Genomic DNA, 14,658 nt, shown 5'->3' on the forward strand with positions numbered 1-14,658 from the left:
AGGCGCGGGGCAGGTGACGCGGGCGGGCCTTCGCTGCGGGAGCTGGGGCCCGCGCACAGGGCGCCAGGTTGCTCATGAAAAGATAGCTGCCAGCGCTCAGCCCGACTGCCTTTGCGACGGTTTTTGCTCGAAGATTGGGCTGCCATCGTTCCACGCATGGGCCGCAGTGTCGCGCCGGCGCCCGCTGGGCAAATGGCCTTCCGTCCCCACATGATGCACAGTGCCTGCGCCGTGTCGCCGCGCCGGCCTTGGAAAGGAACCCCATGAACACCCGCGCCAGTCCCGTCCTGCAATCCCAGCCCCTGGGGCCGCTGTGGCCCACGCTCGATCCGTTCCTGTTCTGCGCCCACCATGACGACGCCTACCCCGCCGGCGACGGCGCCATGGGCGTGCAGGCGGTGGCGCTGGAGGGGCGCCAGATGGGCAGCGACTTCAGCCGCAAGGACGGCTTTTCGATGTACCACGGCGAGCACGTGCCCGGCTTCCCCGGCCACCCGCACCGGGGCTTCGAGACCGTCACGCTGGTGCGCAAGGGCCTGATCGACCATGCCGACTCGCTGGGCGCGGCCGCGCGCTTCGGCGGCGGCGACGTGCAGTGGGTCACCGCCGGCGCGGGCATCATGCATTCGGAGATGTTCCCGCTGCTGAACACCGACGCGCCCAACCCGCTGGAGCTGTTCCAAATCTGGCTGAACCTGCCCGCGCGCCACAAGATGGTGCGGCCGCACTTCACCATGCTGTGGAACGAACGCATCCCGCGCCTGGAGCATGCCGACGCGGCCGGCCTGCGCACCACGGTCACCGTGGTCGCCGGCGCGCTGGACGGCGCCGGTGCGCCGCTGCCGCCGCCCCCCGAGTCCTGGGCCGCGCAGGCGGACGCCGACGTCGCCATCTGGACGCTGCGCATGGAGCCCGGCGCGCATTGGACGCTGCCGGCGGCCCGCGGACAGGGCACGCGCCGCATGCTGTACTGGTTCGTGGGCGAAGGGCTCTCGATCGCCGGCGAGCCCCAGGGCGGCCACGCGGCGCTGGAGGTGGCGGCCGATCGGGCGCTGGAGCTGGTCAACACCGGCGGCGACACCGTGGAATGCCTGCTGCTGCAGGGCCGTCCCATCGGCGAGCCGGTGGTGCAGTACGGCCCGTTCGTGATGAACACCCAGCAGGAAATCATGCAGGCCATGCAGGACTTTCGCCGCACGCAGTTCGGCGGCTGGCCCTGGGACGCCAGCGACCCGGTGCACGGCAGCGCCCCCCGGCGCTTTGCGCGCCACCCGGGCAGCGCGCAGGACGAGGTGCCGCAGGCCTGAACGCCTGCGCAGCGGCCGGCCCGGCCGCCCGCGCGGCCTTGGCGTGTGCGGGACAATGGCGGCCTTGCGGCGGCGCCTGTCCGCGCCGCCGCCCTCCACGGAAACCAAGCCATGAACATCACCCAAGACACCGCCGTCACGCTCAGCTACCGCGTCACCGATCCCGCCACGGGCAAGCCGCTCGATGCCGGCAATGTGGCCTACCTGCACGGCGGCTATGAGAACATCTTCCCCAAGGTCGAGGCCGCGCTGGAAGGCCAGGCCCCGGGCCATGCCGTCACGCTGGACCTGGCGGTGGAGGACGCATTCGGCGCGCGCGACGAGAGCCTGGTGCGCACCATCCCCAAGAGCGAGTTCCCCCCCGGCGTGAAGGTGGGCGGCCAGTTGCAGGGGCCCGGCGCCGACGGCCAGCCGCAGATGTTCCACGTGGTCAAGATCAAGGGCCCCGTGGTGCACCTGGACGGCAACCACCCGCTGGCCGGCAAGGCGCTGCGTTTTGCCTGCAAGGTGACCGAGGTGCGCGCCGCCACGGCCGAGGAGATCGCCCACCGCCATGTGCATGGCGGGCATGGGCACCACTATTGATGCTGCGTTATTGATAGCTGTCAGCGCTTGTCCATCAAGCGCCAGCGGCCATTTTGGTTAACGCCTGCGCAGCAGCGCGCGGCGCAGCAGGCGCTCCGCGCGGTCGCGGATCTGCAGCGGGCTGTGGCCGGGTCGGGGCAGCACGCGCGCCCGGCTGCAGGCGGCCAGGAAGTCGTGCAGCAGCGGCGAGTCGTCCAGCGTGACGGCCGCGCTGGCGCGGAATTCCGGGTGCCACTGCGTCGCCGCGATGTAGCCGCGCCCGTGGCTCGGGTTGCGGCGTATCGCCTCGGGCACGCCGTCGGGGTAGCTCCAGGCCTCGATGTCGAAGCCGGGCGCCAGGTTCTTGATGCCCTGGTGGTGGATGCTGTTCACGGTGACGCGCGGCTGCTCCGGGTACAGCCGCGCCAGCCGCGTGCCGGGCACGATGTCCACCTCGTGGAAGTGTTGGTCGTAGGTGCTCGGGTTGCGGTGCTGCAGCGCGCCGGGGTGCTGGGTCTCGATGTCCTGGTACAGCGTGCCGCCAAAAGCCACGTTGATGAGCTGCAGCCCGCGGCACACGCCGAAGATGGGCTTGCCGGCCTGCTCGAAGGCCTCCACCACCGCCAGGTCGTACAGGTCGCGCACGCGGTCGCCCAGCCAAGCGTCCTTGAGCGGCACCTCGCCGTAGCTGCCGGGCCAGACGTCCGCCCCGCCGTGCATCACCACGCCGTCGAGCCACTCGGCATAGTGCTTGAGCGTGACGTCTCCGCGCGCGGTCTCGCCCGTGGGGCAGGGCACCATCACCACCAGCGCGCCGGCCGACATGATCCAGTGCGCGATGGACTGCTCCACGTACTGCAGGGTCTTGTTGGTGAACAGCGGCCGGCCCGGGTCCGCATGCGAAAAGCACGCGGACAGGCCGATCTTCAGGCGCGGCTGGGAGGGCGTCACCGACGGCATGCGGTCGGGCTGTAGCCAGGGCGGCAGGACAGTCATCGGCTCAGTTGTAACACCGCGCTTGGCCGTACGCTGTAGGAACGAGCCGCAGAGCGCGGCTGTGCGTTTTGCTTGATGCGAATCAAGCATGCAGGCGCCTACTGGGGCATGATAAAGACAGGGGCGCTACCGTCCGCCCCATCGACCCATCCACTTCACGAAGGAGAAAACATGCAGATCCAGGTGCATACCGACGACCACATCCAGGGCGGCGAATCGCTGGCCCGCTGGGTGCAGGAAGAAGCCACCGCCAAGCTGGCGCGCTTTCGCGAGCACGTGACGCGCGTGGAGGTGTTCCTGTCCGATGTGGACGGCGGCAAGTCCGGCGCGGCCGACAAGCGCTGCGTGATCGAGGTGCGCCCCGCTGGCCGCCAGCCTGTGGCTACGCGTGCCGAGGCGGCCAAGGTGGCCGATGCTTTCACGGCGGCCGTGGAGAAGCTGGTGCGCGCGCTGGGCGACGACATCGAGCGCGCCAAGGACCGCAACGGCCGCGACACCATCCGCACGGCGGAGTGAGCGGGCGCTATTGATGCAATAGCTGCCAGTGCCCGACAGCAGGGCGCTGCAACGCGCAAAAGGCCGCAGGGGCGTTGACTCCTGCGGCCTTTTGCCTTCAGAAGCTGCTGCCCGGCTGCTGCAGGAAGGCGAGCTCCTCGGCCGTGCTGGCGCGGCCCAGAGCGGCGTTGCGGTGCGGATAGCGGCCAAAGCGCGCAATGATGTCCCGGTGCGCATGCGCGAAGTGCAGGCTGCCCGGGTTGCCCAGCGCGGTGAACAGGCGCACCGATTCTTCCTGCACGCGCGGCGACTCGCTGTGCATGTAGGGCATGTACAGGAAGGCGCGCTGCGCGGGCTCCAGCCGCGCGTCCAGACCCTGTGCCAAGGCCTCCTGCGCCAGCACCAGGGCCATGCCGTCCTGCGCGAAGGCGGCGGGGGTGTCGCGGTGCAGGTTGCGCGAGAACTGGTCGAGCACCAGGATTTCCGCCAGGCGGCCCTGGGCATCGCCGCGCCAGTGCCACAACTCCCCCTGCGCGGCCTGCGCATGCAGCGCAGCGAAGCGGGTGCGGATGGCGGCGTCGAACGCGGCGTCCTTGGCGAACCATTGCTGCGGCGTGGCCTCGTCGAACCAAAAGCGCAGCACGTCGGCGGCGGTGGGGAGGGCGGGAGAGGTGGTCATGCCGCAAGTATGGGGTGCCGGCCGTGGACGTGCTTTGCTATTGAATAAATAGCTACCTGCGCTTGATGGATAAGCGCTGGAGGCATATTTGACATAAAAAACGCGCCCGAAGGCGCGTTCTCTGTGAGCGGCGGAGGCTGCGGCTTACTTGCCGGCCATCACGCGCACCATTTCCAGGCACTTGTTGGAGTAGCCCCACTCGTTGTCGTACCACGACACGACCTTCACGAAGGTCTTGTCCAGGGCGATGCCGGCGTCGGCGTCGAACACCGAGGTGCAGGTCTCGCCCACGAAGTCGGTGGCCACCACCTTGTCCTCGGTGTAGCCCAGCACGCCCTTGAGTGCACCCTGCGACTGGGCCTTCATCTCGGCCTTGATCTCGTCGTAGCTGGCTTCCTTCTCCAGCTCCACCGTCAGGTCCACCACCGACACGTCGGAGGTGGGCACGCGGAAGGACATGCCGGTCAGCTTCTTGTTCAGCGACGGGATCACCACGCCCACGGCCTTGGCGGCGCCGGTGCTGCTGGGGATGATGTTTTCCAGAATGCCGCGGCCGCCGCGCCAGTCCTTGTTGCTCGGGCCGTCCACGGTCTTTTGCGTGGCGGTGGCGGCGTGCACGGTGGTCATCAGGCCGCGCTTGATGCCCCACTTGTCATGCAGCACCTTGGCCACGGGAGCCAGGCAGTTGGTGGTGCAGGACGCGTTGGAGATGATGGCCTGGCCGGCGTAGGTGGCGTGGTTCACGCCGAACACGAACATGGGCGTGTCGTCCTTGGACGGGGCCGACATCAGCACCTTCTTGGCGCCGGCAGCGATGTGCTTCTCGGCGCTGGCCTTGTCCAGGAACAGGCCGGTGGACTCGATCACGATGTCGGCGCCGACTTCGTTCCACTTCAGGTTGGCGGGATCGCGCTCCTGCGTCAGGCGGATCTTCTTGCCGTTGACGATCAGCGTGTTGCCCTCGACCGAGACCTCGCCCTTGAAGCGGCCATGCACGCTGTCATAGCGCAGCATGTACGCGAGGTAATCGGGCTCCAGCAGGTCGTTGATGCCAACGACTTCGATGTCGGAGAAGTTCTGCACGGCCGAGCGCAGTACGTTGCGGCCGATGCGGCCGAAGCCGTTGATGCCAATCTTGATCGTCATGGTGTGAGCCTCTAGGGATGGATGGATTGCAAAAAAACGAGAACCGGGAGGGATCAGCGCGCGCGCTGCAGCGCGGCCAGCACCGTGTCAGCGACGTTCTCGGCCGTGAAGCCGAAGTGCTTGAACAGCACGCCAGCCGGGGCTGACTCGCCATAGGTGTCGATGCCGACCACCGCGGCGCAGCCGTACTTCCACCAGAAGTCGGACACGCCCATCTCGACGGCGATGCGCGGGATGCCGGCGGGCAGCACCAGTTGCTTGTACTTGGTGTCCTCGCGGTCGAAGGTGGTGGTGCTGGGCATGGAGACCACGCGCACGGCGATCTTCTTGGCGGCCAGCAGTTGCTGCGCGGCCAGGGCCAGCTGCACCTCGGAGCCGGTGGCGATGATCACGGCCTGGGCCTTCTTCTTCAGACCCACGGCGGCGGGCTCGGAGAGGATGTAGGCGCCGCGCGAGATGTCGCCCAGGTCGCTCTTGGGCGCGTAGGGCAGGTTCTGGCGGGACAGCAGCAGAGCGGTGGGCTTGTCGCGGTTGGACAGGGCCACGCTCCAGGCCACGGCGGTCTCGGCCGTGTCGGCGGGGCGCCACACGTCCAGGCCGGGGATCAGGCGCAGGCTGGCGGCGTGCTCGATCGACTGGTGCGTGGGGCCGTCCTCGCCCAGGCCGATGGAGTCGTGCGTGAACACGTGGATCACGCGCTGCTTCATCAGTGCGGCCATGCGGATGGCGTTGCGGCTGTAGTCGCTGAACGTGAGGAAGGTGCCGCCGTAGGGGATGAAACCGCCGTGCAGCGCCAGGCCGTTCATGATGGCCGCCATGCCGAACTCGCGCACGCCGTAGTTGATGTGGCGGCCCACCTGGCCGGCCTCGGTCTTGGCCACGGCGCCGTTGGGCTCGATGCGCAGCGCGGGCGTGCTCTTGGTGTTGGTGAGGTTGGAGCCGGTCAGGTCGGCGCTGCCGCCCAGCAGCTCGGGCAGTGCGGCGGTGAAGGCTTCCAGTGCGATCTGGCTGGCCTTGCGGCTGGCCACGGTCTCGGCCTTGGTGTGCGCGGCCACCACGGTGTCCACCGCCACCTGGGCGAAGTGCTTGGGCAGGTCGCCAGCCATGCGGCGGGACAGCTCGAATGCCAGCTCGGGGTAGGCGGCCTCGTAGGCGGCAAAGCGCAGCGTCCACTCGGCTTCGGCGGCCTGGCCGGCCGCCTTGGCATCCCAGTCGGCGTACACCGACTCGGGGATCGCGAAGGGCTCGTGCGACCAGCCCAGGGCAGCGCGCGTGAGGTTGATTTCCTCGGCGCCCAGGGGCTCGCCATGGGCCTTGGCCGTGTTGGCGCGGTTGGGGCTGCCCTTGCCGATGACGGTCTTGCAGACGATCAGCGTGGGCTTGTCGGCGCTGGCCTTGGCTTGGCCGATGGCGGCGGCCACAGCTTCCACGTCATGCCCGTCCACGGCGTCGATCACGTTCCAGCCGCAGGCCATGAAGCGCTGCGGGGTGTTGTCGATGAACCAGGGCGCCACCTGGCCGTCGATGCTGATGCCGTTGTCGTCGTACAGCGCGATGAGCTTGTTGAGCTTCCACGCGCCGGCGAGAGCCACGGCCTCATGGCTGATGCCTTCCATCAGGCAGCCGTCGCCCAGGAACACGTAGGTGTGGTGGTCCACCACGGCGTGGCCTTCGCGGTTGAACTCGGCGGCCAGCAGCTTCTCGGCCAGCGCAAAGCCCACGGCGTTGGCCACGCCCTGGCCCAGCGGGCCGGTGGTGGTCTCCACGCCGGGGGTGATGCCGTGCTCGGGGTGGCCGGGGGTCTTGCTGTGCAGCTGGCGGAAGTTCTTCAGCTCCTGCAGGGGCAGGTCGTAGCCCGTGAGGTGCAGCAGCGAGTACAGCAGCATCGACGCGTGGCCGTTGGACAGCACGAAACGGTCGCGGTCCATCCACTGGGGGTTGGTGGGGTTGTGCTTCAGGTGCCGGCCCCACAACGCCACGGCCATGTCGGCCATGCCCATGGGGGCGCCGGGGTGGCCGGAGTTGGCTTGTTGAACGGCATCCATTGCGAGTGCGCGGATCGCATTCGCCATTTGTTGAGAGTTGGCCATGAGGGGTGGCTCCGCAGAGGGGGCGGTGTTCTTGTGAAGAAACCCGGGATTTTACCGGGGGCCCCGCAGCCTGGGCGGCGCGGAGGCTGATGGGCTGGTTGGCGGGGCGGCTGGCTGGCCTGTTGCACGGTTGCGCGGGGCGCATGCACTACAGTGCGCAGCCATGCCCACGGTGCCTTCCTGCTTCGCAGATTCCTCCATCACGACGGCCCCCGGCCCGGCGCACGGCTGGGCGCAAGTGCCGGCCCTGCTGCTCGCCGCCGGCCGCGGCGAGCGCATGCGCCCGCTGACCGACGCCTGTCCCAAACCATTGCTCGAAGTGCGTGGTCGGCCGCTGCTGGAGTGGCACCTGCGTGCGTTGGTCGAAGCGGGTGTCGAGCGCGCCGTGATCAACACCGCGTGGCTGGGCGAGCGGATTGGCCACCGGTTTTCAGATGTTTTTGCCGTCGAAGGCAAGCAGGACAAGCGCGAGCAGCTATCAATTTCATACTCCCATGAAGGCCGGGATTTCGGTCGCGCGCTGGAGACGGCCGGCGGTATCGCACGCGCGCTGCCGCAGCTGGGGCCGGTGTTCTGGCTGGCGGCGGGCGATGTGTTCGCGCCCGACTTCACCTTCAAGGCGCAGGCCGTGCAGCGGTTCGTGGCCGGCGATGCCCTGGCCCATCTGTGGCTCGTGCCCAACCCGCCGCACCACCCGCGCGGCGACTTCGGCCTGTCGCCCGAGGGGTTGGCGCTGAATCTGCCGGCGCAGGACCCGCGGCCGCGCTACACCTACAGCACCATCGCCCTGCTGCGCGCCGAGCTGTTCACCGCGCCCTGGTGCGACATCGCACCCGGCAACCCCGAGGGTGTGGCCGCGCCCCTGGCGCCGCTGCTGCGCCGCGCCATGGATGCGGGGCGGGTGACGGCGACGCTCCATACCGGGCGCTGGACCGATGTGGGTACGCCCGAGCGGCTCGCTGAGCTGAACGCCGGCTGAGGCAGCGTCCGTCGGCTATCGGCTCAGGCGCCTGGCGCGGATGCGGGGGCCGAGGCAGCGCCCGACGCGGGCTCGGAGGGGTCTGATGCCGGCTCGGCGGGCGGCGGCGGAGGCAGCAACTCGGGCGCGGGCGCCAGCGCGGTGGCCGATGCGGGATGGGCGGGCTGCACATCGATGGCCGGGCCGTTCTCGCAGTTGCGGAACTGCCACTGGCTGGGCAGAAAGCGGGCCTGCGGCCCGTCGGGTGCGGGCTTGCCCACTTCGGCCTGCACGTCGTAGGGAATGTGCGGCACCTGGAACAGGGCGATCTGGCCCTGGCGGCACAGCAGCGCGGGTACCACCTTGTTCAGCTCCCAGTCCTTGGTGTCGGTGTTGTAGCGGTACAGCGGGCCAATACGCTGGTCCTGGGCCAGTTCTACGCGCATCGGCAGCACCTGCATCGCCTGGGCCCATACGCCGGCCACGAGCACGGGCTGCGGAAAGCGCACCGCCTCCAGGCCGCGCAGGGACACGGGCTGCACCGGCGCGCCGTTGTCGAAGGGGTCCAGCCGGTTGATCAGGCTGCCCGCGGGAATCACCAGTTCGCCGTACTGCACGTCGTGCGGCAGCACGAAGCGTTCGCGGTGGGTGCGATGCACGGCGCTGTCCTGGCGCGTCTGCTGCGCGCGTCCCGACAGGTACAGGCGCAGGCCCAGCCAGGCATCGCACACCACGGCCACGGCGCACAGGGCGACCAGCACGCGGCGGTCCAGCCGCGGCTTGTTGGGAACATCGATATACCGCGCATAGAACGCGTAGAAAAGCAGGGCCACGGTCAGCACCAGGCCCAGCAGGGGGATGAGGGTGGTCAGCAGGAAGGACATGCGGCGAGTCTGCCACGGCGCCTGGGCGCCGCCGCGCGCGCCGGCCGTTGGGCCCACAATGGCAGCATGACCACGCCCAGCTCCCTCTACGCGCAGCGTCGCGCCCGCCTTGCCGCCCAGTTGGGCGCGGGCGGCATCGCCATCGTGCCCACCGCCCCGCTGCAGCAGCGCAACCGCGACAGCGAGTTTCTCTACCGCCACGACAGCTACTTCTACTACCTCACGGGCTTTGCCGAGCCGGGCGCGTGGCTGGTGCTGACCGCGGAAGGCCACAGCACTCTGTTTTGCCAGCCCAAGGACCTGGAGCGCGAGATCTGGGATGGCTACCGCCTGGGGCCCGAGGCGGCCCTGGCCACCCTGGGCGTGGACGCCGCGCACTCCGTGGCCGATATCGACGCGCGCCTGCCGCGCCTGCTGGAAAACCGCGGCAGCGTCTGGTTCCCCTTCGCCACCCACCCAGGACTGGCTGCGCGTGTGGAAGGCTGGCTGAACCAGGTGCGCGCACGCGTGCGGTACGGCGCGCTGTGCCCCGCGCAGCAGGGTGATCTGTGCACGCTGCTCGACGAGATGCGCCTGATCAAGGACGGGCATGAGCAGGACCTGATGCGCCGCGCCGCCGCCATCAGCGCCCGCGCCCATGTGCGCGCCATGCAAAGAAGCGCCCGCATGCTGCGCGCCGGCCAGGACGTGCGCGAATACCACCTGGATGCGGAGCTGCTGCACGCTTTCCGCGAAGAGGGCTCGCAGTGCCCGGCGTATGGCTCCATCGTGGCTGCGGGGGCCAACGCCTGCGTGCTGCATTACCGCGCGGATGCCGCGCCGGTGCGCGCGGGCGAGCTGGTGCTGATCGACGCGGGCTGCGAGCTGGACGGCTACGCTTCGGACATCACGCGCACCTTTCCGGCCGATGGCCGCTTCACCGGCCCGCAGCGCGCGCTGTACGACCTGGTGCTGGAGAGCCAGAAGGCGGCCATCGCCGCCACGCGTGCAGGCAACCGCTTCAACGACCCGCACGACGCCACGGTGGCCGTGCTGGCGCAGGGCTTGCTGGACTTGGGCCTGCTGGACGCCAACAAGGTCGGCAGCGTGCAGGACGTGATCGCGAGCCGTGCGTACTTCCAGTTCTACATGCACCGCACCGGCCACTGGCTGGGCATGGATGTGCATGACTGCGGCAGCTACGTCGAGCCCTCAGAAGTGGGCCAGGTGAGCGAGCGGCGCGACCCGCTGTCGGGCGAGCTGATCCAGAACCGCCCCAGCCGCATCCTGCGCCCGGGCATGGTGCTGACCATCGAGCCCGGCTTGTACGTGCGCCCGGCGCCGGGCGTGCCCGAGGCCTTCCACCACATCGGCATCCGCATCGAGGACGACGCCATCGTCACCGAGACTGGCTGCGAACTGATCACCCGCGGGGTGCCCGTGGAGGGTGACGAGATCGAGGCGCTGATGCGCGGCTGAGCGGGTGTTTTCAGGAACCGCGATGTAACTGATTTTGTGCAAAAATCGAAACTCGATTACATCCACGGAAAAGAGACACCCCCATGCAGATCCGCCGCGCCACCAAGATCGTTGCCACCCTGGGCCCCGCCTCCAGCGACCCGCAACTGCTGGAGCAGATGATCGCGGCGGGCGTGAACGTGGTGCGCCTGAACTTCAGCCACGGCAAGGCGCAGGACCATGTGGAGCGCGCCGCCATGGTGCGCGAGGCCGCCCAGCGCGCCGGGCGCGAGGTCGCCATCATGGCCGACCTGCAGGGGCCGAAGATTCGCGTGGGCAAGTTTGCCGAAGGACGGGTGATGCTGGAGCCGGGCCAGCCTTTCGTGCTGGACGCGTCGCGCAGCGAGCCCGGCGACCTGCAGGGCGTGGGCCTGGACTACAAGGAACTTCCCCGCGACGTGAAGCCTGGCGACGTGCTGCTGCTGAACGACGGCCTCATCGTGCTGCAGGTGGATGCCGTGCGCGGCGAGGCGGTGTACACCACCGTGAAGATCGGCGGCGAGCTGTCCAACAACAAGGGCATCAACAAGCAGGGGGGAGGCCTCACGGCGCCCGCCCTCACGGCCAAGGACATGGAGGACATCAAGACCGCCATGAGCTTCCAGGCCGACTATGTGGCCGTGAGCTTCCCCAAGAACGCCACCGACATGGAGATGGCGCGCCAGCTGTGCAACGTGGCCGCGGCCGAGTTCCGCCACAAGCCCGGCCTGATCGCGAAGATCGAGCGTGCAGAGGCCGTGCCGCTGCTGGAGGAGATCCTGCGCGTGTCCGACGGCATCATGGTGGCGCGCGGCGACCTGGCCGTGGAGGTGGGCAACGCCGCGGTGCCCGCGCTGCAGAAAAAGATGATCCGCATGGCGCGCGACATGAACAAGGTGGTGATCACCGCGACCCAGATGATGGAGAGCATGATCGCCAACCCCGTGCCCACGCGCGCCGAAGTGAGCGACGTGGCCAACGCCGTGCTGGACGGCACCGACGCCGTGATGCTCAGCGCCGAGACGGCGGCCGGCAAGTACCCGCTGGACACGGTGCGGGAGATGGCCGCCATCTGCGCCGCCGCGGAAGCGGCCGAAGACCTGGAGCGCGACTCCGACTTCATCGGCCAGACCCTGGGCCGCATCGACCAGTCCATCGCCATGGGTGCGCTGTTCACGGCGCACCACCTGGGTGCCAAGGCCATCGTGGCGATGACCGACAGCGGTTCCACGGCACTGTGGATGAGCCGCCACCGCATCCACATTCCCATCTATGCATTGACGCCGAAGGTGGCCACGCAGCGGCGCATGGCCATGTTCCGCAACGTGCGCCCGTTGCTCATGGACACCAGCGCCGACCGCGACACTGCACTGGACCAGGCCGAGAGCCACCTGAAGATGCGCAACATCGTGCAACAGGGCGACCTGTACGTGATCACCTGCGGCGAGCCCATGGGTGCGCCCGGCGGCACGAACATGCTCAAGATCTGCCGCGCACGATGAACTCGCGGTAGCGCATCCTTTCACCCCGTGAACGCAGGCGGGGCGATGGGGGGTATTGGGGGCAAGGGTCCAGGAAACGGTAGGGCGGCTAAAATTACGGGTTACCAAGCGGTTACCGCCGCTCATCCATCAACCCTCGAACGGATCCACCCCATGCCTCTCGTCTCGATGCGCGAACTGCTCGACCATGCCGCCGACCACGGCTATGGCATTCCCGCCTTCAACGTCAACAACCTGGAGCAGGTGCAGTCCGTGATGGCCGCTGCCGACGAGGTGGGCGCGCCGGTGATCCTGCAAGCCAGCGCCGGCGCCCGCAAGTACGCCGGCGAGAGCTTTATCAAGCACCTGATCGCCGCCGCTGCCGAGGCGTATCCGCACATTCCTCTGGTCATGCACCAGGACCACGGCACCAGCCCCGCCATCTGCAAGGCCGCGCTGGAGCTGGGCTTCGGCTCGGTGATGATGGACGGCTCGCTGCGCGAAGACGGCAAGACCCCCGCAGACTTCGACTACAACGTGCGCGTCACCCAGGAAGTGGTGGCCATGGCGCACAAGATCGGCGCTACCGTCGAAGGCGAACTGGGCTGCCTGGGCAGCCTGGAGACCGGCGAGGCGGGTGAGGAAGACGGCGTCGGCGCGGCTGGCAAGCTCAGCCACGCCCAGCTGCTCACGGACCCCGAGGAGGCTGCGCAGTTCGTCAAGGCCACGCAACTGGACGCCCTGGCGATCGCCATCGGTACCAGCCATGGGGCCTACAAGTTCTCCCGCCCGCCCACGGGCGATGTGCTGTCGATCCAGCGCGTCAAGGAAATCCACGCGCGCATTCCCAACACCCACCTGGTGATGCATGGCTCGTCCAGCGTGCCGCAGGATCTGCTGGCCCTCATCAACCAGTTTGGCGGCAAGATGAAGGAAACCTACGGCGTGCCCGTGGCCGAGATCCAGGAAGCCATCAAGCACGGCGTGCGCAAGATCAACATCGACACCGATATCCGCTTGGCCATGACCGGGGCGGTGCGCAAGTTCCAGGCCGAGAACCCGGATAAATTCGACATGCGCGAGTGGATGAAGCCCGCGCGCGAAGCCGCCAAGGCCATCTGCAAGCAACGCTACCTAGAGTTTGGCTGCGAGGGCCAGGGCGCGAAGGTGAAGGGCTATACCCTCAGCGAAATGGCTGCCAAATACGCCAGCGGCGCGCTGCAGCAGGTCGTGAACTGACGCAATGAGGCGCGCGGCGGAGCCGTCTGCCGCCCACGCTTTCCCAAGCCCGGCGCCCCATGGCCGCCGGGCTTTTTCTTTGGCCTCCCTCCGTGCCATGTCGCGCGTGCGTCGAAGGTGTAAAATTCTTCATGTAAGCTCACGGTAAGTAGAAATACGCAATGCTGCGTGGACCAACGCCGTAGGGCGCTCGCGTGCAGGAGGAGATGACATGCTGATAGGTGTGCCCGCCGAAACCCTGGCAGGCGAGACGCGGGTGGCCGCCACGCCAGAAACCGTCAAGAAACTCGTGGCCCAAGGCCACACGGTGCGGGTGCAGTCAGGCGCCGGCGTCTGCGCCAGCGTCACCGATGCCGGCTTTGCCGCCGTGGGAGCCGAGATCACCGACGCGGCCGGCGCCTGGGGCTGCGACCTGGTGCTCAAGGTGCGCGCGCCGCAAGAGTCCGAAGCCGGCCTGCTGCGCCCGGGCAGTACCTTGGTCGGCATGCTGAATCCGTTCGACGCCGCAGGTCTGCACCGCCTGGCCGCTGCCGGCGTCACCGCCTATGCACTGGAAGCTGCGCCGCGCACCACGCGCGCGCAGAGCATGGACGTACTCTCTTCGCAGGCCAACATCGCCGGCTACAAGGCCGTGGTGATGGCCGCTGATCGCTACCAGCGCTTCTTTCCCATGCTCATGACTGCGGCGGGCACCGTGAAGGCGGCCCGCGTGGTCATCCTGGGCGTGGGCGTGGCGGGCCTGCAGGCGATTGCCACGGCCAAGCGCCTGGGCGCGGTGATCGAGGCCAGCGATGTGCGCCCCAGCGTCAAGGAGCAGGTGGAGTCGCTGGGCGCGAAGTTCATCGACGTGCCCTACGAAACCGCCGAGGAGAAAGAAGCTGCCGAGGGCGTGGGCGGTTACGCCCGCCCCATGCCGCAAAGCTGGCTGGACCGCCAGAAGGCCGAGGTTGCCAAGCGTGTCGCGCAGGCCGACGTGGTCATCACCACGGCGCTGATCCCCGGCCGCGCCGCGCCGGTGCTGGTCACGCAGGAGATGGTGGAGTCCATGAAACCCGGCTCCGTCATCGTGGACCTGGCGGCCGCGCAGGGCGGCAACTGCCCGCTGACCCAGCCGGGTCAGACCGTCGTGCACCACGGCGTGACCCTGGTCGGCGAGACCAACCTGCCCGCGCTCGTGGCGGCTGATGCCTCCGCGCTGTACGCGCGCAACGTGCTCGACTTTCTCAAACTCATCATCAACCCCGAAGGCGCCCTGCACCTCAACCGCGATGACGACATCGTGGTGGCCTGCTTGGTGGCGCATGAGGGGGCCGTCACGCGCGCGTGACCCTGTTCTGCCCGCA

13 protein-coding genes are annotated in these 14,658 nt (G+C 68.6%); 8 read left to right on the forward strand and 5 right to left on the reverse strand.

The annotated features are described in order from the left end of the window. Positions 1–263 precede the first annotated feature (263 nt). Both I3K84_RS14315 and I3K84_RS14320 read left to right on the forward strand, forming a co-directional pair. Positions 264–1,307 carry a pirin family protein gene (locus tag I3K84_RS14315; RefSeq protein ID WP_196994832.1) on the forward strand — a complete coding sequence of 348 codons (1,044 nt, stop codon included), beginning with the start codon at positions 264–266 and terminating at the stop codon, positions 1,305–1,307. 111 nt (positions 1,308–1,418) lie between these two features. Then, positions 1,419–1,892 carry a peptidylprolyl isomerase gene (locus tag I3K84_RS14320; protein WP_196994833.1) on the forward strand — a complete coding sequence of 158 codons (474 nt, stop codon included), beginning with the start codon at positions 1,419–1,421 and terminating at the stop codon, positions 1,890–1,892. Positions 1,893–1,949: 57 nt separating this feature from the next. Here I3K84_RS14320 and I3K84_RS14325 read toward each other — a convergent pair whose 3' ends face one another. After that, complete coding sequence (locus tag I3K84_RS14325) at positions 1,950–2,867, reverse strand: gamma-glutamyl-gamma-aminobutyrate hydrolase family protein (RefSeq protein ID WP_011807048.1); 918 nt, start codon at positions 2,865–2,867, stop codon at positions 1,950–1,952. Between the two features lie 171 nt (positions 2,868–3,038). Here I3K84_RS14325 and I3K84_RS14330 point away from each other — a divergent pair, with 171 nt between their 5' ends. Beyond that, complete coding sequence (locus I3K84_RS14330; protein ID WP_011807047.1) at positions 3,039–3,383, forward strand: HPF/RaiA family ribosome-associated protein; 345 nt, start codon at positions 3,039–3,041, stop codon at positions 3,381–3,383. Between the two features lie 97 nt (positions 3,384–3,480). Here the strand turns inward: I3K84_RS14330 and I3K84_RS14335 are convergent, their stop codons facing one another. The 3 genes from I3K84_RS14335 to tkt all read right to left on the reverse strand — a co-directional run bounded on the left by I3K84_RS14335 (position 3,481) and on the right by tkt (position 7,277). Next, on the reverse strand, positions 3,481–4,041 hold the full coding sequence (locus I3K84_RS14335; RefSeq protein WP_047351172.1) for a DUF924 family protein: 561 nt from the start codon (positions 4,039–4,041) through the stop codon (positions 3,481–3,483). 144 nt (positions 4,042–4,185) lie between these two features. Then, entirely contained in the window at positions 4,186–5,187 is a 1,002-nt protein-coding gene (gene gap / locus I3K84_RS14340; RefSeq protein ID WP_196994834.1) for a type I glyceraldehyde-3-phosphate dehydrogenase, read from the reverse strand. Positions 5,188–5,240: 53 nt separating this feature from the next. After that, positions 5,241–7,277, reverse strand: a complete 2,037-nt coding sequence (gene tkt / locus I3K84_RS14345; protein WP_196994835.1) for a transketolase — start codon at positions 7,275–7,277, stop codon at positions 5,241–5,243. A 163-nt stretch (positions 7,278–7,440) separates the two neighbouring features. On the opposite strand from tkt, the gene I3K84_RS14350 reads away from it, so the two are divergent. After that, positions 7,441–8,256 (forward strand): nucleotidyltransferase family protein, encoded by an 816-nt coding sequence (locus tag I3K84_RS14350; RefSeq protein ID WP_196994836.1) that lies wholly within the window; start codon positions 7,441–7,443, stop codon positions 8,254–8,256. A gap of 23 nt (positions 8,257–8,279) precedes the next feature. Here I3K84_RS14350 and I3K84_RS14355 read toward each other — a convergent pair whose 3' ends face one another. Continuing rightward, the gene (locus I3K84_RS14355) at positions 8,280–9,119 is read right to left on the reverse strand and encodes a hypothetical protein (protein ID WP_041836122.1); all 840 of its coding nucleotides are present in this window, start codon (positions 9,117–9,119) and stop codon (positions 8,280–8,282) included. 66 nt (positions 9,120–9,185) lie between these two features. Here I3K84_RS14355 and I3K84_RS14360 point away from each other — a divergent pair, with 66 nt between their 5' ends. The 4 genes from I3K84_RS14360 (at position 9,186) to I3K84_RS14375 (ending at position 14,642) form a co-directional block, all read left to right on the forward strand. Next, on the forward strand, positions 9,186–10,577 hold the full coding sequence (locus I3K84_RS14360) for an aminopeptidase P N-terminal domain-containing protein (protein WP_196994837.1): 1,392 nt from the start codon (positions 9,186–9,188) through the stop codon (positions 10,575–10,577). Positions 10,578–10,660: 83 nt separating this feature from the next. Continuing rightward, positions 10,661–12,097: a pyruvate kinase gene (gene pyk / locus I3K84_RS14365; protein ID WP_196994838.1), complete on the forward strand. Its 1,437-nt coding sequence runs from the start codon at positions 10,661–10,663 to the stop codon at positions 12,095–12,097. Positions 12,098–12,250: 153 nt separating this feature from the next. Continuing rightward, entirely contained in the window at positions 12,251–13,315 is a 1,065-nt protein-coding gene (fba, locus tag I3K84_RS14370) for a class II fructose-bisphosphate aldolase (RefSeq protein WP_196994839.1), read from the forward strand. A gap of 211 nt (positions 13,316–13,526) precedes the next feature. Then, positions 13,527–14,642 (forward strand): Re/Si-specific NAD(P)(+) transhydrogenase subunit alpha, encoded by a 1,116-nt coding sequence (locus tag I3K84_RS14375; protein WP_088888171.1) that lies wholly within the window; start codon positions 13,527–13,529, stop codon positions 14,640–14,642. The last annotated feature ends 16 nt before the right edge of the window (positions 14,643–14,658 follow it).

This window comes from Diaphorobacter sp. JS3051, from assembly GCF_015832135.1.
Classification (GTDB): Bacteria; Pseudomonadota; Gammaproteobacteria; order Burkholderiales; family Burkholderiaceae_C; genus Diaphorobacter; species Diaphorobacter nitroreducens.

Bases quoted from the DNA above. Each gene is read 5' to 3' on its own strand.
- I3K84_RS14315 (WP_196994832.1), top strand. From the start codon at position 264: ATGAACACCCGCGCCAGTCCCGTCCTGCAATCCCAGCCCCTGGGGCCG.
- I3K84_RS14320 (WP_196994833.1), top strand. From the start codon at position 1,419: ATGAACATCACCCAAGACACCGCCGTCACGCTCAGCTACCGCGTCACC.
- I3K84_RS14325 (WP_011807048.1), bottom strand. From the start codon at position 2,867: ATGACTGTCCTGCCGCCCTGGCTACAGCCCGACCGCATGCCGTCGGTG.
- I3K84_RS14330 (WP_011807047.1), top strand. From the start codon at position 3,039: ATGCAGATCCAGGTGCATACCGACGACCACATCCAGGGCGGCGAATCG.
- I3K84_RS14335 (WP_047351172.1), bottom strand. From the start codon at position 4,041: ATGACCACCTCTCCCGCCCTCCCCACCGCCGCCGACGTGCTGCGCTTT.
- gap (WP_196994834.1), bottom strand. From the start codon at position 5,187: ATGACGATCAAGATTGGCATCAACGGCTTCGGCCGCATCGGCCGCAAC.
- tkt (WP_196994835.1), bottom strand. From the start codon at position 7,277: ATGGCCAACTCTCAACAAATGGCGAATGCGATCCGCGCACTCGCAATG.
- I3K84_RS14350 (WP_196994836.1), top strand. From the start codon at position 7,441: ATGCCCACGGTGCCTTCCTGCTTCGCAGATTCCTCCATCACGACGGCC.
- I3K84_RS14355 (WP_041836122.1), bottom strand. From the start codon at position 9,119: ATGTCCTTCCTGCTGACCACCCTCATCCCCCTGCTGGGCCTGGTGCTG.
- I3K84_RS14360 (WP_196994837.1), top strand. From the start codon at position 9,186: ATGACCACGCCCAGCTCCCTCTACGCGCAGCGTCGCGCCCGCCTTGCC.
- pyk (WP_196994838.1), top strand. From the start codon at position 10,661: ATGCAGATCCGCCGCGCCACCAAGATCGTTGCCACCCTGGGCCCCGCC.
- fba (WP_196994839.1), top strand. From the start codon at position 12,251: ATGCCTCTCGTCTCGATGCGCGAACTGCTCGACCATGCCGCCGACCAC.
- I3K84_RS14375 (WP_088888171.1), top strand. From the start codon at position 13,527: ATGCTGATAGGTGTGCCCGCCGAAACCCTGGCAGGCGAGACGCGGGTG.